At 60.6% G+C, this 17811-nt stretch carries 18 protein-coding genes; 4 read left to right on the top strand and 14 right to left on the bottom strand.

All coding sequences use genetic code 11. The features are described from left to right. Nucleotides 1-60 precede the first annotated feature (60 nt). Nucleotides 61-1392 (top strand): M20/M25/M40 family metallo-hydrolase, encoded by a 1332-nt coding sequence (locus ABD112_RS09980; protein WP_343925484.1) that lies wholly within the window; start codon nucleotides 61-63, stop codon nucleotides 1390-1392. On the opposite strand, the gene ABD112_RS09985 is transcribed toward ABD112_RS09980, so the two are convergent. The 8 genes from ABD112_RS09985 to ABD112_RS10020 form a co-directional block, all read right to left on the bottom strand. After that, a complete protein-coding gene (locus ABD112_RS09985) occupies nucleotides 1389-2333 on the bottom strand; it encodes a glycerophosphodiester phosphodiesterase (RefSeq protein ID WP_343925486.1) in 945 nt (314 codons plus the stop codon). The two genes, ABD112_RS09980 and ABD112_RS09985, sit on opposite strands and share 4 nt — an antisense overlap. A gap of 64 nt (nucleotides 2334-2397) precedes the next feature. After that, nucleotides 2398-3324 (bottom strand): ribokinase, encoded by a 927-nt coding sequence (locus ABD112_RS09990; protein WP_343925488.1) that lies wholly within the window; start codon nucleotides 3322-3324, stop codon nucleotides 2398-2400. A gap of 40 nt (nucleotides 3325-3364) precedes the next feature. After that, a complete protein-coding gene (locus ABD112_RS09995; RefSeq protein WP_343925489.1) occupies nucleotides 3365-4834 on the bottom strand; it encodes an SDR family oxidoreductase in 1470 nt (489 codons plus the stop codon). 85 nt (nucleotides 4835-4919) lie between these two features. Then, nucleotides 4920-5762, bottom strand: a complete 843-nt coding sequence (locus ABD112_RS10000) for a CAP domain-containing protein (RefSeq protein ID WP_343925616.1) — start codon at nucleotides 5760-5762, stop codon at nucleotides 4920-4922. Nucleotides 5763-5820: 58 nt separating this feature from the next. Next, entirely contained in the window at nucleotides 5821-6678 is an 858-nt protein-coding gene (locus tag ABD112_RS10005; RefSeq protein ID WP_343925491.1) for an aldehyde dehydrogenase family protein, read from the bottom strand. Next, the gene (locus tag ABD112_RS10010; protein ID WP_343925493.1) at nucleotides 6675-8186 is read right to left on the bottom strand and encodes an aldehyde dehydrogenase family protein; all 1512 of its coding nucleotides are present in this window, start codon (nucleotides 8184-8186) and stop codon (nucleotides 6675-6677) included. Before ABD112_RS10010 ends, ABD112_RS10005 begins: the two co-directional genes overlap by 4 nt. An 8-nt stretch (nucleotides 8187-8194) precedes the next feature. Beyond that, nucleotides 8195-9208: a deoxyribose-phosphate aldolase gene (gene deoC / locus ABD112_RS10015; protein ID WP_343925494.1), complete on the bottom strand. Its 1014-nt coding sequence runs from the start codon at nucleotides 9206-9208 to the stop codon at nucleotides 8195-8197. Further along, nucleotides 9205-10149, bottom strand: coding sequence for a sugar-binding transcriptional regulator (locus ABD112_RS10020; RefSeq protein WP_343925495.1), 945 nt, complete (start codon nucleotides 10147-10149; stop codon nucleotides 9205-9207). The genes deoC and ABD112_RS10020 overlap by 4 nt, the downstream gene beginning before the upstream one ends. 190 nt (nucleotides 10150-10339) lie before the next feature. Here ABD112_RS10020 and ABD112_RS10025 point away from each other — a divergent pair, with 190 nt between their 5' ends. After that, nucleotides 10340-11299 (top strand): ROK family protein, encoded by a 960-nt coding sequence (locus ABD112_RS10025; RefSeq protein ID WP_343925497.1) that lies wholly within the window; start codon nucleotides 10340-10342, stop codon nucleotides 11297-11299. Here ABD112_RS10025 and ABD112_RS10030 read toward each other — a convergent pair. From ABD112_RS10030 to truB, 5 genes are read right to left on the bottom strand one after another with little or no spacing between them, the layout of a single operon-like run. After that, nucleotides 11296-12543: an MFS transporter gene (locus ABD112_RS10030; protein ID WP_343925498.1), complete on the bottom strand. Its 1248-nt coding sequence runs from the start codon at nucleotides 12541-12543 to the stop codon at nucleotides 11296-11298. The genes ABD112_RS10025 and ABD112_RS10030 overlap by 4 nt on opposite strands. Nucleotides 12544-12553: 10 nt before the next feature. Further along, nucleotides 12554-13510: a bifunctional riboflavin kinase/FAD synthetase gene (locus tag ABD112_RS10035; protein ID WP_343925499.1), complete on the bottom strand. Its 957-nt coding sequence runs from the start codon at nucleotides 13508-13510 to the stop codon at nucleotides 12554-12556. Nucleotide 13511: 1 nt separating this feature from the next. Then, entirely contained in the window at nucleotides 13512-13925 is a 414-nt protein-coding gene (locus tag ABD112_RS10040) for a hypothetical protein (RefSeq protein WP_343925501.1), read from the bottom strand. 24 nt (nucleotides 13926-13949) lie between these two features. Then, nucleotides 13950-14318 carry a hypothetical protein gene (locus tag ABD112_RS10045; protein ID WP_343925503.1) on the bottom strand — a complete coding sequence of 123 codons (369 nt, stop codon included), beginning with the start codon at nucleotides 14316-14318 and terminating at the stop codon, nucleotides 13950-13952. Further along, on the bottom strand, nucleotides 14311-15246 hold the full coding sequence (gene truB, locus ABD112_RS10050) for a tRNA pseudouridine(55) synthase TruB (protein ID WP_343925505.1): 936 nt from the start codon (nucleotides 15244-15246) through the stop codon (nucleotides 14311-14313). Before truB ends, ABD112_RS10045 begins: the two co-directional genes overlap by 8 nt. Before the next feature lie 136 nt (nucleotides 15247-15382). Here truB and ABD112_RS10055 point away from each other — a divergent pair, with 136 nt between their 5' ends. Next, the gene (locus ABD112_RS10055) at nucleotides 15383-16390 is read left to right on the top strand and encodes a ketopantoate reductase family protein (RefSeq protein ID WP_343925506.1); all 1008 of its coding nucleotides are present in this window, start codon (nucleotides 15383-15385) and stop codon (nucleotides 16388-16390) included. Next, nucleotides 16380-17273 carry an HhH-GPD family protein gene (locus tag ABD112_RS10060; RefSeq protein ID WP_343925507.1) on the top strand — a complete coding sequence of 298 codons (894 nt, stop codon included), beginning with the start codon at nucleotides 16380-16382 and terminating at the stop codon, nucleotides 17271-17273. Before ABD112_RS10055 ends, ABD112_RS10060 begins: the two co-directional genes overlap by 11 nt. Here the strand turns inward: ABD112_RS10060 and rbfA are convergent. Then, entirely contained in the window at nucleotides 17270-17773 is a 504-nt protein-coding gene (gene rbfA, locus ABD112_RS10065; protein WP_343925509.1) for a 30S ribosome-binding factor RbfA, read from the bottom strand. The two genes, ABD112_RS10060 and rbfA, sit on opposite strands and share 4 nt — an antisense overlap. Nucleotides 17774-17811: the final 38 nt, after the last annotated feature.

Genomic DNA, 17811 nt, shown 5'->3' on the forward strand with positions numbered 1-17811 from the left:
TCAAGAATCGCGACCCCAGAGTGGCGGCAATCACAGCCCCGCTCTCGATAGAGTCGACGTATGAAGAGTGCCTTGGCTGTCGAACACCTGCAAGAGCTCGTGCGAATCCCTACAGTTTCTCGCGAAGACGCCGACGCTACCGAGTGGACCGAGTTCACCCGCTTCGCCCTAGCGTTGCGCAAACTCTATCCGCTGTGCCACAGTCGCCTCGAGCGTGAAACGGTGCTCGATTACTCTCTCGTTTTTCGTTGGCGTGGGCGGTCATCCGCTGAGCCTTCGGTGCTGTTGGCACACTATGACGTTGTAGCTGCGCCCCCTGAAGGATGGAAACGCCCACCTTTCGCCGGTGAATTGAGTGGCAAAGGCGACGAGCGGCTCATCTGGGGCCGCGGAACACTCGACAACAAGGGTTCGGTAGTTGCGATCCTCGAAGCGGTTGAGTCCCAGCTAGAAGCTGGGCTGGTTCCCGCTCAAGACATTTACCTGTGCTTTGGGCACGACGAAGAAACACACGGCACCGGAGCGTCAGCGATCGTTGATCTGCTTGAGAGGCGTGGAGTGAAACCCGTCATGGTGCTCGATGAGGGTGGTGCGATCGTCGACGACGTATTCGACCAAGTAGAAGCACCCATGGCTGTGGTCGGGGTCGCCGAAAAAGGTGCGGCCACCTTGCGCTTGACCGTGGATCAATCTGGCGGACACGCATCCACACCGCCGCGCACGCCTGCCGCAGTTCGACTCGCGCACGCGATTATTCGACTCAACTCGAGCCCATTCCCTGCTCATCTGACTCCCACTGGCGCTGACCTGCTTCGCACTCTGGGAGAACATGCTGGAGGGTTTACCGGGTTCCTGTTGCGCAACGTGTCGTGGACACGGCCGGTACTCGTGCCGATTCTCGTGCGCAGGAGCGACGAACTGGCTGCAATGCTGCGCACAACACAGGCCGTGACAATGCTGGAAGGCGGCCATGCTACGAATGCGCTGCCCGAACGTGTCACCGCAATCATCAATGTTCGAATCGCTGTGAATTCCAGCTTGGAAGCAACTCTCAAGCATGTGAACCGAGCCATCGGCGACAAGCGCGTCAGGATCACTGTTGAGTCCCCTGGTGAACCGTCATCGGTCTCGCCAACCGCTGGACTCGCGTGGGGGCTCCTACGATCAACGATCGAGAAGAGCTTTCCGGGAACCATCGTCACTCCCTACGTTCAGAACGGCGCAACAGACAGCCGCCACTTCACGCGCATTAGTCGCGGCGTCTACCGGTTCACTCCGTTTGCGATGGCTCGCGAGGTGCGAGACACACTTCACGCACGGAACGAACGGATGCTGGTCAGCAGCTACCTCGACGGCATCGACTTTTATCGGGCGCTAATCGCCTCGCTCTAACCCGCAGCGTGCACGCCCTTGGCGAAGGGTAGGTTGTCGGGATCGGTGAACTCCTGTGCGATCCACTGTCCCAACTCGGCCGGACGATCGGTAACGATTCCGTCAACGCCCAACGACACGGCATCCGACCACGTCTCAGAGTCGTTGAGCGTGTAGATGAGTATGCCGAGACCGGCATCATGCACTCGTTCCACAAGTTCGGGGTCTTGCGTAATGGCCTTCTTGCTGGTCACTAGGGCCACTGCTCCCGCGGCCGCCGCAAGCGCGCCGGGGTCTCCAACGATGTCGCGAACGATGAGCATTCCCGGCAGCTCCGGGCTCACCCGCTGCAATGCTTGCAGCGTCATGATGTCAAAACTGCCGATCATGACGTGATCGCTGACGCCGTGACGTGCAATCAAATCGGCGATGAGCCCTACTTGTTCATCAGTCCAAGAGCCTTTGAGCTCGAGGATCGCGTTCTTAGTTGACCAGCGCAGCAAATTGAGAAATTCTTCGAGCGAAGGCACCGTTGCGCCGGCAAACTCTTCTCCGAACCACGAACCAGCGTCGAGCGCTGACAACTCCTCGTAGCTGTAATTCCACACCGGGCCAGTGCCATTGGTTGTTCGATCAACCGTCCAGTCGTGCATGAGCACCGGGACACCGTCAGCGGTGAGCTGCACGTCAGTTTCGACGTAGTCTGCCGCGCTATTGAGCGCCTGGCCGAGTGCCTGGAGTGTGTTCTCTGGCGCGACCGTTTTGTCGCCGCGATGGCCCGCAATGAAGGCGGCCTCCCCTGGCGAACGGAGAGATGAGAATGCGCCGGCGGCATGAACACGCGTGACGTTGGCGTTCAGCACTAGCGCGAGAGTGATCGCGGTGACGATTGCTGCTGCAAGGGTGGCTCTGCGCACGCGTTGGTCACGATATGCAGGTGCCGGGTTCTGCGATGTCACCATTGACTCGCCATCCTTTGTCGGGTTGCCGCACGTTCACGGTTTCCCCACTATAGCGAGCCTGTTATCAATCTGTTATCAAATTGCCGGATTCTTTTGCGCGTGTCTCAATAGCAGCACGCAGCGGGATCGACGGCACCGCCCCGTGGCTCTCCACCGAAATGGATGCCGCAGCTACCGCGAATCGCAGAGCGTCATCCGCCAGCATCCCCTCGACGATGCCCGCAGCGAAGGCACCACAGAAAGTGTCGCCTGCCCCGGTGGCGTCGACCGCGGTAACCCGATGAGCAGGGACCACAACCTCCTCGGACCCTGCCCGATGCAAAGATGCACCCTTGGAGCCCAAGGTCACGATCACGGTTGGAACAAGGGCGAGCAGTCGCTCCCCCAACCCGTCAAGCTCAGGAGCGAGGCCGTTATAGCGGGCCAACTCAGCAGCCTCATGCTCGTTCACAATCAACACATCAAGCGTGTCGAGCAACCCCTGGGGCAGCTCCTGGATGGGAGCAGCATTCAGGATAACGCGCGTGCCAACCGCCTGAGCAATACCTGCTGCTTCAACGACGGTGGCGAGCGGAATCTCCAACTGCATCACCAGGGCTGATGCAGCACTGATCGCTTCGACATCCGCGCTGGTGAGAGCAGCAACTTCGCTGTTGGCGCCCGGCTCGACAATGATCGTGTTTTCGCCTGTGCCGTCGACAGCAATGAGCGCGGTGCCTGTGGGCTTGACTGAGGTGCGCAGTTGGGCGACACCAATCGCATCGTCGCTCAGGCCCGAGCGGACCATCTCGCCAAAGGAGTCCGCTCCAACCGCACCGATGAAGGTCGTTTCGACTCCAGCGCGAGCTGCAGCGACGGCTTGGTTTTGACCTTTGCCCCCGAGAGCAGTGCTCACTCCATGCGAAAGCACGGTCTCTCCCGGCGAAGGGATACGATCCACACGAAAGACCTGATCAATATTTGCACTGCCGACTACGACGATTCCAGACATTAGTCAAAAGTAGCGTAATCCGAGCGCTCGCGGAGCACGCTCAGTCCGCGTCGTCGGTTTCTGCTGCCGCGACGATCCTGTTGACCATGCCGCTAAAAATCACGCCGTGAAATGGAAGGATCGCGAGCCAATACAGGCGGCCGCCCAAACCACTCGGGAAAAACACTGCGCGCTGTCGATAGAGCGAGCCGCCGCCACTCTCGTCAACGGTCAATTCGAGCCATGCCCGACCCGGCAGTCTCATCTCAGCACGAAGGCGAAGACTGTGCCCGCGGTCGATGCTTTCGACTCGCCAAAAGTCGAGTGCATCCCCCGTGTTGAGAGTGCTCGGATGACGACGCCCCCGTCGAAGACCGACCCCACCAACCAGCTTGTCAGCCCAGCCCCGCAGAGCCCACGCCAGCGGGAACGAATACCACCCGTTCTCACCACCAATACCTTCAACAACCGCCCAGAGAGCTTCTGGTGACGCGGGAGTGCGACGTTCGCGCAGGTCCGTGAAAACCGTGTGGCCAGTCCACTCAGGATCGCTCGGGATCGGGTCACTCGGGGCACCAGCAACCGTGGCATTCTGCCAACTCGTCTCCACTTCGCCGTCGCGCATCTTGACGAGCGCCAACCGCACCGAAGCGCGATAGCCCGTGAGGCCACCCTCTGGTGCCGGAATAAAATCAGAAATGGAATCATCGCGCACGATGCAGTCAAACTGAAGCGACTCGATGATCGGCACAGCTAGCAGCCGGGGAATGGGAGTCACCAGATTTACCCACTGCGAGGCGAGCCAGGGAGTCAGCACCGGCAACGACGCGATGGGGCGTTGGTGAAGGCCAGCCTCGAGAGCGTAACCGTTCATCATCTGGCCGTAACGCAGCACATCCGGTCCACCGATGTCGAAACTGCGGTTGAGCTCCTGGGGCAACTCAAGCGCGGAAACTAAGTAATAGAGAACATCGCGCACGGCGATCGGCTGAATGAAATTTCGCACCCACTGTGGCGCCGGCATGTACGGCAAGACTTCGGTGAGGTGACGGATCATCTCGAATGATGCCGACCCTGAGCCGATCACGACACCCGCGTTGAAGGCGATCGTGGGCACACCCGAATCCATGAGGATGCGCCCGACCTCGGCGCGACTGCGCAAGTGGCGGCTGAGCCCGCTGATGTCGCCCTCAGGGTGGAGACCGCCGAGATAGACGATGCGGGAAACTCCAGCGCTCTTCGCTGCGTCGGCCACATTGATCGCTGACAATTTTTCGGTCTCTTCAAAGTCGCCCTTGGCGCCCATTGCATGCACTAAGTAGTAGAGCGCATCGATGTCGGTGACCGCATCACTCAGGGTTGCGGCATCCGTTAGATCGCCGACAACTGTCTCGACATCGTCTCGCCACGGAACGTCACGCAGCTTGCGGGGGTTACGTACAAGCACACGCACGGTGTGCCCTGCATCGATCAGCCGAGGAACGAGTCGGCCACCCAAATATCCTGTTGCTCCAGTTACAAGAACGCGCATGTGAGAACCCTAAACAGCGCAACTGAGAAGCAGCGCACAGTACTACGGAAACATTCGAGCCTAGAACGCCTGCCTCAGTTTGTACCTAAGGCAGAGAGCGCCTGCGCCAGACCACAAACCAACCGACGCCACCGAGCAGCACAATGCCGCCGAAGAATACCCACACGATCCACGCTTGGTCAGGCTTGTCGCCGTAGAGGTTCGCCTGTAATTCTTCCGGCGACATGCTCGAAGGCGGCTGAGAGTCGGTGTCACTTGATCCACCAGCGGATGCTGAAGGCGTCGGCGTGTTCGTCGCGCCTTGCGCAGCGTCGGCGCTCGCAGTCGCGTCTGGCGTCGCGGCTGGGCTCGGGTCGCTCGCCTTGGAGGGCTCCGCCTTGAGGGCGGGAGCAGGCGCAGGCGCAGGCGCTGGAGCAGGCGCTGGAGCAGGAGCAGGAGCAGGCGCAGGCGCGCCTGGCCCAGTGTGACCGGCATAGTTCGCGAAAACTTGCACACCCCAGGTTGTTCCACCGCTCTCGTAGAACGCGATGCCGACGTCGGTGAACGACCCAAGAATGTTCGCTCTGTGAGGGGACGAGGCCATCCAGCCATCGTGCATTGCTTGCGCGGTGCGGTGGCCCTGGGCCACGTTCTCGCCAGCCTTATTCCAGCCGCTTGGGATCTGAGTCGAGTAGTTCGGGTTGTGAGACAACGTGTTATTCGCGGCCATTTGTTTGGCCCAACTGAGCGCGACGGTGTCCATCGCCGAGTTGCGAATGAGACCGCGTTTACCGGCATCCCACCGCGCTTGGTTCACCAAGCTGTAAATCGTGTCTGCCGGGGCCGCGCTGGCAGGCAATGCGGTGGCAAACGGCAGCACGACTGCAGCAATCAGCAGCGCAAACAGTGCGCTACTGATGCGAGTAAGAGTGCGGCGTGAAAAGAACATCACCCAGCAAGTATCCGCCGATAATCGCGTTGGGCAAGCTTCACGCCGCACTTCCCTACTAAATCAGAGACTTCGTGTGCCACACCGTCTTGGTCTCGGTCCACTGCACAACGCGCTCAATCGACGGTGCAGGAACACCAACTACCGGCCCGGAAACGCGCTTTAACGTGTCGGCAGCCGCGATCTGAAGGTCCACCCACTCGAGCTGTTCGGCTCCAGCAAGGTCGAGACCATTGACATCCGCGTGGCTAGCAAGCCACGGCGCGATCTCGGCGGGCGAACCGGTGAGGATGTTGACGACGCCACCGGGAACATCACTCGTTGCGAGCACCTCAGAGAGGCTGATCGCGCTGAGCGGCGCGCCCTGATGCGCAACGACCACAACGGTGTTGCCGCTGACGAGCGCCGGAGCGATAACGCTCACTAGGCCGAGCAGCGATGACGACTCCTGCGGGGCAACAATCGCGATAACACCAGTGGGCTCGGGCGTAGAGAGGTTGAAGTACGGGCCAGAGACCGGGTTGCCGTTTCCCGCAACCTGCACGTATTTGTCTGCCCAGCCCGCATACCAAACCCACGCATCAATCGCGGTGTCGAGCTGCGCAGTTGCCGCCGCCTTCGACAGCGACTCCGTTGCCATCAGTTCGTCGATGAATTGCTCGCGACGACCCTCCAGCAGTTCGGCGATGCGGTACAGCACCTGTCCGCGGTTGTAGCCGGTTGCTCCCGACCAACCGCTGAAGGCTGCGCGAGCCGCGACAACGGCATCCCGAGCATCCTTGCGGCTTGCCAAGGCTGCATTCGCGAGGAAGGCGCCCTTCTTGGTGGCTACCTCATAGGTGCGGCCGCTCTCGCTGCGCGGGAACTTGCCACCGATGTAGAGCTTGTAGGTCTTAGGAACCGTGAGACGGGTCATTTCTTGCCACCTTTCGTGACGGCGGGCGCGGCCCATCCAGCAGATTCTAGGTAAGCGGCCAGTCCGTGACGGCCACCCTCGCGGCCGTAGCCACTCTCCTTGTAGCCACCGAACGGCGACGCAGGATCGAAACGGTTGAACGTATTGGCCCAAATCACGCCGGCACGCAGTTTGTCGGCCACGGCGAGGATGCGCGAGCCCTTGTCGCTCCAGATGCCCGCAGACAGCCCGTAGGGCGTGTTGTTGGCCTTGGCGATGGCTTCGGCCGGGGTGCGGAACGTCATGACGCTCAGTACGGGCCCGAAGACCTCTTCGCGAGCAATGCGGCTCGAGGTTGACACGTTCGTGAAGATCGTCGGCGCAAACCAGAAACCGTTCTCGGGGATCGCGCAGTCGGCGGTCCAGCGCTCGGCGCCTTCGGCTTCGCCGACGTTGCTGAGTTCACGGATGCGGTCGAGCTGAGCTTGGGAGTTGATTGCCCCGATGTCGGTGTTCTTGTCGAGCGGGTCGCCCATTCGCAAGGTCGAGAGTCGCGCCTTGAGACGGTCGACGACCTCATCGTGGATGTTCTCCTGAACCAGAAGGCGAGATCCTGCACAGCAGACGTGACCCTGGTTGAAGAAGATGCCGTTGACAATTCCTTCAATGGCCTGATCGATAGGCGCGTCGTCGAAGACAATGTTCGCGTTCTTTCCACCGAGCTCGAGGGTGACCTTCTTGCCGCTGCCCGCGATGGACTTAGCTATCGCACGGCCAACACCGGTTGAGCCAGTGAAGGCGACCTTGTTGACATCAGGGTGGTTGACGAGCGCTTGGCCTGTGTCGCCTGCGCCGGTAACGATGTTGACGACACCCTTGGGCAGGTCAGCCTGCTGCAGGATCTCGGCAAAAATCATTGCGCTCAGCGGTGTGGTCTCGGCCGGCTTAATCACGACAGTGTTTCCTGCCGCGAGCGCCGGAGCGATCTTCCACGCCAGCATGAGCAGCGGGAAGTTCCACGGGATCACCTGAGCGGCAACACCGAGTGACTGCGGATTCGGGCCCAGGCCGGCGTAGTCGAGCTTGTCAGCCCAACCGGCGTAGTAGAAGAACCACGCAGCAACGAGAGGGATGTCAACGTCGCGGCTCTCCTTGATCGGCTTGCCGTTGTCGAGGCTCTCGGCGACAGCAAGCTCGCGTGCGCGCTCCTGCACGAGACGGGCGATGCGGAATAGGTACTTGCCGCGGTCTGCACCAGACAGCTTCGACCACGTGCGGTCGTAGGCCTTACGGGCGGCCGCAACTGCGACATCCACGTCAGCGTTGTTTGCGTTGGAGATCGAGGCGATCTCTTTCTCCGTTGCTGGCGAAATTGTGGTGAACGCTTCTCCGCGCCCGTCTACAAACTCACCGTCAATGAAGAGACCATAATGCTTCTTCAGGTGGAGAATCGAAGTCGATTCTGGGGCTGGCGCGTAGTCGAGAAAGCTTGGTGCTTTCACGCTCAGTGCTTTGTCATTCTCAGTCATGGTGTGCCTTAGTCAATCGTGACGTAGTCGGGGCCGGAGTAGTGGCCGGTGGAGAGCTTCTGACGCTGCATGAGAACGTCATTGAGGAGACTGGATGCACCGAAACGGAACAGGTGCGGCTGCAGCCACTCCTCGCCGACAGTTTCAGCGACAGTCACCAGATACTTGATCGCATCTTTAGAACTGCGGATGCCGCCGGCCGGCTTCACGCCGATCTTTTCACCGGTGAGTAGGTGCCAGTCGCGCACAACCTCAAGCATCAGCAGCGTGACGGGCAGCGTTGCTGCTGGGGCGACCTTTCCGGTGGACGTCTTAATGAAGTCTCCCCCGGCAAGAATCGCCAACCACGATGCTTTGCGAACGTTGTCGTAGGTGTTGAGTTCGCCGGTTTCAAGGATCACCTTGAGGTGGGCGTAGGTGCCACTTTCGCGACGGCACGCCTCTTTTACGGCAACGATCTGATCGAAGACGACACCGTACTTGCCGGAGAGGAATGCGCCACGGTCAATGACCATGTCGATCTCGTCAGCACCGTTAGCTACGGCTTCCTTGGTATCAGCAATCTTGATGGGAAGCGATGAGCGGCCACTGGGGAACGCAGTCGCAACAGCGGCAACGTTGATTCCATTGTCTGAGCCGTTCGACCATGCTGACCCCAATGCATCTGCCGCGTAGGGAACCATGTCGCCATAAACGCAGACCGCAGCGACCTGGGGTGTAGAGGCATCCGAAGGGTCAGGAAGCACGGCTTTAGCGGCGAGTGAACGAATCTTTCCTGGGGTGTCTGCACCCTCAAGGGTCGTGAGGTCGATGAGCTTGATGATGGTGTCGAGAGCCCACGCCTTTGACGTGGTCTTGATCGAGCGCGTACCGAGACCAGCAGCACGCTGCTCAAGGCCGACCGCGTCGACGCCCGAGAGGCCCTCAAGGTGAAGCTTGAGAGATTTCTCGGTCAGATCTGCACCGATGAGATTGACCGCGCGCTCAGCAGGAGCGAGCGCGATGGCCGATTCGATTGTCATGTGGTTTCCTCCAGAAGTGCGTGTGCTGTGGCCTCATCGGTAACGATGACGGAACACAACCCACTCGTAACGACGGCGCGCGCGACGTCATGTTTAGCGTCGCCAGCGACGACAAAAATTGCATGCTCTGCTGCACGTAGCTCATCAAGACCGATGCCCACCGTGCGCTCATCCAGAGTCGAATCGACGATCGCGCCATTGCGATCGATATACCGCCCGACGACATCGCCGACGGCGCCTTTCGCGACGAGCTCGTCAACATCAGCTTCAGTCAAATAGCCGCTATCGACGTGCACCGAGCTCGCACCAGCAACCCCGGCGCTATACAGATACGCGGATGCCGAAGCACCAAGCGCCCGAACGCTAGCAACAGCGCGGTCACGTTCGACCGCACGTTTCGTTTCGACCTGCTCAAGAATTGCGGGGATCGGCAGCAGTGTTGCCTGACCGTGGCCCTTCTGGGCGATCGTCACAGCGGTCTGTGCTGCAGTTCCCTGTTTGCTATTGAGACTCACACCACCATTGATCTGCACGACCTGGACGCCAACAGTCCACCCGGGGGCAAGCAGTCGAGCGACCTCATCGAGGGTGCGACCCCAGCTCACGCCGAGAGTGCGCGGAATGGGGCGGACGGCCGCAAGGTAATCGGCAGCCGCTTGGGCAACGCGAGGGCTAACCTCTTCGTCGTCGGCGGGCAGCGGAACAACGACCGCGTCTTTGAGGCCGAAGCGATCTCTGAGCTGGCGTTCGACATCTAACCGCCTGGCACGAGGGTGGACGATCTCGATGCGCACAATCCCGACTTCGCGGGCGCGGGTAAGAAGGCGGCCCACTTTCCAGCGGGTGATGCCCAGGAGGGCACCGACTTCGTCTTGAGTCTTGTTTTCTTCGTAGTACAGCTCGGCAACGCGCACGGCCAAGAGTTCGGTTGATTCGTCCACTGCTGCCTCCTGTCCTCAACGATAGAGCCCCGCGCACCCTGCTGCAACAAATGCGGGAGTCCTTGCTCAGATGAGCAACTTTAGCGACTGAAAGTTGCGCACATGCGCAGCCAACACCCTGAAGCTGAACGCCCCACGAATGACGGACAGTGCACATCCACCACCCCGTGCACCCAATAAGGTGGATGCCGTGACCACCACCACATCGAATCGTTATGCCCTCGCCATCGACATTGGCGGAACCAAAGTCGAGGCTGCCGTCGTTGACCCGAACGGTGTCGTTCTCGCAACAAGCCGTTTTCGCGCACCAACGGGCCGCACTTCGTCGAGCGAACAACTCGCCGAGAACGTTCGCCGCGTTGTTCGGCAGTCAAGCGCAACGCTCCCGGATGGGGCTGAACTACTCGGCGCCGGTATCGGCAGCGCCGGCCCAATCTCGGTTTCTCGCGGTGAAGTCTCCCCCTTGAACCTGCCCGCGTGGCGCGGCTACGGCGTTCGCGCTCTAGTCGAAGAAGAACTCCCCGGCCTTTCTGTTGCCCTTCGTGGCGACGGAAACTGCATCGCTCTGGCTGAACACTGGATTGGCGCGGCCCGTGGAGTGAAGTACTTCATGGGAATGGTCGTCTCAACCGGGGTCGGCGGAGGGCTCATTCTCGATGACCGACTTATCGACGGCCCCACAGGCAACGGCGGCCACTTCGGCCACATCGAAGTCGGCGGCGAAGACACGGCATGCGGATGCGGCGGAACGGGCTGCGTCGAAGCAGTTGCGTCGGGCCCCAAGACTGTCGAATGGGCTCAAGCTCACGGTTGGACCGGCACCACCGGAGAAGAACTCGCGGCAGACTATGCCGCAGGCAACCAAGTCGCGGTCAGCGCCGTGCGCCGATCTGCTCGCGCAGTAGGTCACGGAATCGCCTCGGCTACCGCCCTCGTTGACCTCGAACTCGTCGCAATCGGTGGTGGCTTCTCCCACGTTGCCGCCGACTACATCGACCTCGTCGCCGACGCCATCACCGAACGCGCACCGTTCCCGTTCATCACGAAGGTTCGTGTCGTGGCATCCGCACTCTCCAGCGACGGTCCCCTCATCGGTGCTGCAGCCCTCGTGCACCACCCGGAGCGACTCAGCGAGGTCGCACGAGCCTAATCGGCGAGTTCGCCTACGGGAATGCACAGTTCATCCTCGACGAATCGCGGCCGAGTCAGCCAGAACGCACTGAGGATGGCCAGCAAGCTTGTCGCGAGCAGCAGCATCAGTGGCGCAACCCACCCCCCAGAAAGCTCGCGAACTAAGGCCACGGCGAATGGACCGAGCGCGCCAACCGTGTAACCAACGCTCTGCACGAAACCACTGAGTGCGGCTGAAGCTTCGTGGCTACGCGTGCGCAGGTTGATGAGCACAAGGCTCAGCGGGAACATGATGCTCCCGATGCCGACGAAAACGACCCACAGCCAGGTCAGTGTTGTCGGCGCGAAAGCGAGCCCGAGGAATCCCGCGGCGCCGGCGATAACTCCGCCAATCATGACGAGGCCAACGTTGGAGATCCGAGTCACCAAAATGGGGCTCACGATGCCAAGCGGGATCCCGATTAGCCCAAAGAGCGACAACATCGCCCCCGCCTCGACAGGGGTCATGTCGGCCGACTCGATCAGGATCTCGGGTAGCCACGCAAAAAACGAGTAAAAACTGATCGACGAGACAGCAAACGCGATAGTGATCGCCCAGGCTGTCCTCGAACGCGCCATCGACCACACCGAAATGCTGCTCGACGTTGACAGCACGGCTGCGTCGCTTGCCGCGGTGCGACGCGCATGACGCCCCCGCACCCAGAGCACAAGCCATGGAACAAGAGCAGTGAGCGCTAACAGAGCCCACACGGCAACCGACACACGCCATCCGGCCACCTCCGCCACCGGGGCGGCAAAGAATGCGGGGATCGCAGCACCCAGCGACACGAGCATGACATAGCCGCCAGTAACGGTGCCCAGGCGATCCGGGAAGTACTTCTTGACGGCAGGCGGCAACAGGATGTTTCCGATTCCCATTCCGCCGAGTGCGATGATGCTGCCGAGCGCCAGCATGACGTAGTTGTCGCTGACAGCGCGGATGCCCGAGCCAAGCACCATCGCAATAGCCGCGATCAACAAGCTCGCGTCGAGACCGCGGGCGCGGGCCAACGCAGGTGCGCCGATGCCGGCAAAGGCAAAGGCCACCGGCGGCAACATCCCGAGCACGCCGAGCCCCAAGCTCGAGAGCGGAATATCGTTCTCGATGACCCCAAGAATGGGAGAAATTGCGGCAACCGCGGTGCGCACGTTCAAGGCAATAAAAAGGATGCCTAGGAGTGCAAGAATTCGCCCTCGCCAGAGAGTGCGGGTGCTAGTAGTCATTCGAACGATTCTACTTGTAGAGCGTCGCTTTCGCGGGGACGCCCAAGATAGTTCTCACAGTTTCTTCATCGCGGCGCATCTCCTCGACCAGAGAATCAATCGAGGAGAACTTCACCATTCCACGGATGAAGTCGACAAACTCGATCTCAACGCGTTTGCCATAAATGTCGAAGTCTTGATCCAGAGCGTGGGCTTCGACCTGCTTCTCAGCCACTCCCTCGAAGGTTGGATTGTTGCCGATCGAGACCGCCGCGGCGAATCTCGTTCCGTCGACGACCAACCACGCCGCATACACACCATCCGCGGGAATGAAGCCCTCGGGCATCCGCTCAAGATTCGCAGTCGGGTAGCCAAGCTCACGACCGCGCTGCTGACCGAGCACCACAATGCCGCGCACGGAATGCAGCGCCGTAAGAATGCGACCAGCCTCGGCCACCTGGCCATCGGCGAGCAGCTCTCGCACGAACGTCGATGAAATGCGACGGCCAGCCTCGAGCTCAATGTCATCGATGACGATGACCTCAAAACCGTGTTTCTCGCCGAGCGTACGCAGCAACTCAACGTCGCCAGCGCCCTGTGCCCCGAAACGGAAGTCTGCACCAACAAGAATGACCCGAGTCTCGAGAGCACCGGCCAACACCGTTGCGACGAAATCTTCGGCGCTGACTTCGCTCAATGCACGATCAAAAGTAAGAACGAGAGTTGCATCAACACCGGTGGAACCAAGCCGCTCCAGCTTTTGCCCTGTGCTCACGAGCGGTTGAGGGCAGGACTCAGGCTTCAACAAACTCATCGGATTGCGGTCAAAGGTCACAACCACCGAACGCAATGACCGCTCAGCAGCTATCTGCTGCAGGCGCTCAAGCACCGCGCGATGGCCACCATGCACGCCATCAAACTTGCCAATCGTTAGAGCGACCGCACCAAAGTCATCCGGAACAGCGTCGATTGATTCGAACAACTCCATGTCAGCGATTCTCCTGAGGATTTCGCACCCGGTAGAGCCAGATGAGGCCAAGAACGGGAAGTACGAGAGGCACAAACAGGTAGCCGGCCCCGAACGATGACCACACCGTGTCTGCAGGAAACAAAACGGCATCGACGAGACTGAGCGTGCCGATCGTCAGCACACCGACGAGCTCGAAAATAATCGCAACGGCAGCAATCCTGAACCAGACAGCACCTGAGCGAACAAGAGCGACCGTTGCCACAATGTAAACAATCCCCGCGAGCGCCGACAGAAGATAGGCAACCGGTGCGTCATCAAACTTGGTCGCGATCTGAAAGAGCGACCGGGCGGTAGCACCCAGCGCCATCACCGCATAGACGGCAATAAGCACACGGCCAAAGCCGGTTGCGGTAGAAGAATCCTTGCTAGTCATCGCATCAACTTTAGGCGCTCTGGCCTAGGCCAATTGCACAAACCAGATTTGGCTCATCCGGTAGACCATCACGGCAATCGATAGGCACGCAACACCCAACACAACACTGCTCCAGCGATTGCGTTCGATGAGTCCCCACATGACCGCTGCTGGCGGGATCAGGATGGCGGAAACCAGATAGATCCAGAACTCTAAGCCGCTGCCGGTAGCGACATTGCCGAACGCGGGAGCGATAATCGCCATCACCAGTTGGACAACCAAGAGCGCCTCAACGAGCAGGGTGGCGCCCAGAGTGTAGTCATTGGGCTTCACGCCAGCGAGACCAACAACGATTGCCGCTGTGCCGGCAAGCACCGCAATGACCACCTGTACCCCCACAAACCACTCAACCATCGCTCGGTGCGCCTTGCTGGGGAACTACGGCGGCATCCGCTGGAAAATTCGAGAGGATGCGGGTGCGCCCGTCGACGACTTCGGCGAGACCAATCAGACGGCCAGCAGGGTTCACCACGGCGATCGGGCCTGTGCCGACGGAGCCGAGCGGAATCTGCTGGCCGCGCGAGAGTTCGAACGCCTGCTGGTCATCGATCTCCACTGTAGGGAACAGGGTTCCTGCCACCTGGGCCGGCGCGATGAGGTGAACTTCAAGATCATCGGCGAGAGTGCTCGCAGTCTCAACATTGAAGGGCCCAACCTTGGTGCGGCGTAACGCTGTCAGGTGGCCGCCAACGCCCAGCACCTCCCCCACATCACGCGCTAGCGCTCGGATGTAGGTGCCAGAGGTGCAGTCGACACGAACCTTGACATCGATGAACTCGTCGCGCGCGATCTCCAGCACGTCGAATGCCGACACTGTCACGGCACGTTCCGCTAACACCACTTCTTCGCCAGACCGAGCCAAGGTGTAGGCACGTCGGCCATCAACCTTGATCGCACTGACGGAGCTTGGCCGCTGCATAATGGCGCCGGTGAACTGCGAAACTGCTGCGGCAATGGCCTCATCGGTGATCGCAGCGAGAGCTGCGACATCCGCTGGGGCAGAAAGTTCACCTTCGGCGTCATCGGTGTTCGACGACACACCGAGCCGAATCGTGGCCATGTACTGCTTATCGAGTCCGACCAGATAGGTCAAGAGTCGTGTCGCATTGTTCGCGCCGAGCACGAGTAGACCCGTCGCCATGGGGTCAAGAGTGCCCGCGTGGCCAATCTTGCGGGTGCCGACGGATGCTCGCGCACGGGCAACGACACCGTGGCTCGTGATTCCCTGTGGCTTGTCGATGAACAAAATTCCGCTTGCGGGGTTGCGCGGTGGCTTAGCCATGACCGTACCTCCCCAACCAGTCGGCCCCAGATGGGCAGCGCAACAACATTAGCCAATTCTCTCTCACTGCACACTCCTATCGAGACCGCCGGTCAGCCCCCACAGGAATACGCCGTCGAGCACATAGACTTCGGATATGCGAATTGGCATCATTGGGGCGGGTGCCGTTGGCGGCGCAATTGCGGCGTTGCTTGCCCGCGCTGGCAACGATGTTGAGGTCACTGCTCGCGGAGCTCACCTTCACGCCATCCGTGAGTCAGGTCTCTCGCTCACTGGCGCGTGGGGCGAAAGCCAGTCTCGTATGAGGGCAGCAGCAACGCTTACCCGGATCAACGAGCTTGTGATCGTGGCCACGAAAGCACACGACGCAGAAGAAGCACTGCGCGACAATATTAGGTACCTACGCAATGTACCGGTCGTCATTTTTCAGAATGGGCTCGACTCACTCGCGACCGCCACACGCGCCTCACCACGATCAGATGTGATTGGTGGCCTCGCGACTTTCGCATCATCGTTCCTCTCCCCCGGCAAAATCCATGTCACTGCTGCTGGCCCCAGCTATCTCGGTGTTACTGGTGACAATGATGTTCCTGCCCGATATGCAGCACACATCCTGAACGAGGTTATGCCAACGTTTGCCGTGCCCAACTTTCGCGGAGCACAGTGGACAAAGCTCGTGATCAACCAGGTCAACGCCCTGCCCGCGATCACCGGCCGCAGCGTCCAGGCAGTGATTTCACACTCTGAACTCCGCCGCGTGATGACGGCAAGTATGCGGGAGACCGTGCGGGTGGCTCTAGCCTCTGGCATCCACTTCGAAAAATTGCAAGGTCTCAACCATCGGCGACTGCGCACTTTTGCGCGAACCCCGCTGTGGGTTGGCCAACTGCTGCCTCGACTCATGGCCAGCCGTATGGGCCGCACGCCCAACCCCGGTTCGACCCTTCAGAGCATTCGACGGGGTCAACTCAGCGAAGTAGATGCCCTGAACGGCGCCGTCGTACTCGCCGCGGCCGCCAACAGCAGCAGTGCCCCCGTGAACACGCTCATGGTCGAACTCGTCCACGCCGTAGAAGACAGCGGCACGTTCTTTAGCCCCGACGATGTCGCCGCTCGTTACGCGGCTCTGACGAGTGACGGCTGAGACAGCTGCCGCTGATCTCGGCACAATCTCGCGGCTGACACGGGAATGGTTCGTCGAACACGGTCGTGACCTTCCCTGGCGTCAGGACGGATTCGGCGCCTGGGGCATTCTCGTCAGCGAAATTATGTTGCAGCAGACACCCGTCGTGCGAGTGATTCCGCGCTTGGAGCAGTGGCTTGAGCGATGGCCGACCCCTGCCTCGCTCGCCTCAGCTGCCCCCGGGGACGCCGTACGCGCTTGGGAGCGCCTCGGCTACCCGCGCCGCGCACTCAACCTGCACGCCGCCGCCACAGCGATTACAGAACACCACGGTGGCGTTGTGCCTGAGGACGTGCCCACACTGTTAGCGCTGCCCGGCATCGGAGACTATACGGCTCGCGCCGTCGCCGCGTTCGCGTATGGGCACCGACATCCGGTCGTCGACACCAATGTGCGACGCGTGATCGCTCGCGCGGTACTCGGGCAGGGAGAGGCCGGCCCGCCGTCGACTAAGCGTGACCTTGCAGCGATGGAAGAACTCCTGCCCAGGGATCTCGATGCCGCTCGCGCAACAAATGCAGCGGTCATGGAACTGGGCGCCCTTGTGTGCACCGCCAGAAAGCCGCTGTGCGATGAGTGTCCGATCAAGCAACTCTGCCAGTGGCGCGCAGCAGGCTACCCGGCGTATGAAGGAAAGCGCCAAGCGACCCAGAAACGATTCGAGGGATCAGATCGCCAAGTCCGCGGCCTCATCCTCGCCGAATTACGCGCGAGCGATGTGCCAGTAACGACCGATGAAATTGCTCAGGTGTGGCCTGATGCCGACCAGCGCGAACGAGCTCTCAGCGGTCTACTGACCGACGGACTCGCCGTGCAGGTCGATTCTGAGTACGAGTTGCCCTAGTCGTCTTTGCTGACGTAAACCGCGTCGTCATCGTCGTCGTCGTCGTCGTCGAAGCCTGCTGCTTCTTCTTCGGCAGCAAAGTCACGAGGCTTTACATAGGGGTCTTCGTCGCCGGCGTAGGTCGCGTTCTGCTTCAACGAACCAATTGTTGCGTCGCGTTGGTGCGCCTCGGTGAGGAGTGAATCGATTAGCGCTGCGTTCTCAGGAATACCGTCTGGGATGAACTCGATCGACGGGGTCAGCCGTGCTGTGAGGTTCTTGCCAACTTCGCGACGGACGAGGCCAGTCGCGGACTTGAGGGCTGCCGCGCTGTCGAAGCGCTCCTCGTCGGTGCCGTAGACAGTGAAGAAGACTGAGGCGTGCTGCAGGTCACCGGTGACGCGAACGTCAGTGATTGTGACGAACCCGAGTCGTGGATCTTTGATGCCACGCTCCAGAGTCTTCGCAACGATTACCTTGATGCGGTCGGCCATTTTCGCCGCGCGAGCTGCGTCAACCATCTCTACTCCTTAAGTTACTATCTGCCTCGGGGCTAGCT

It is taken from the genome of Rhodoglobus aureus, from assembly GCF_039527955.1.
GTDB classification, from domain to species: Bacteria; Actinomycetota; Actinomycetes; order Actinomycetales; family Microbacteriaceae; genus Rhodoglobus; species Rhodoglobus aureus.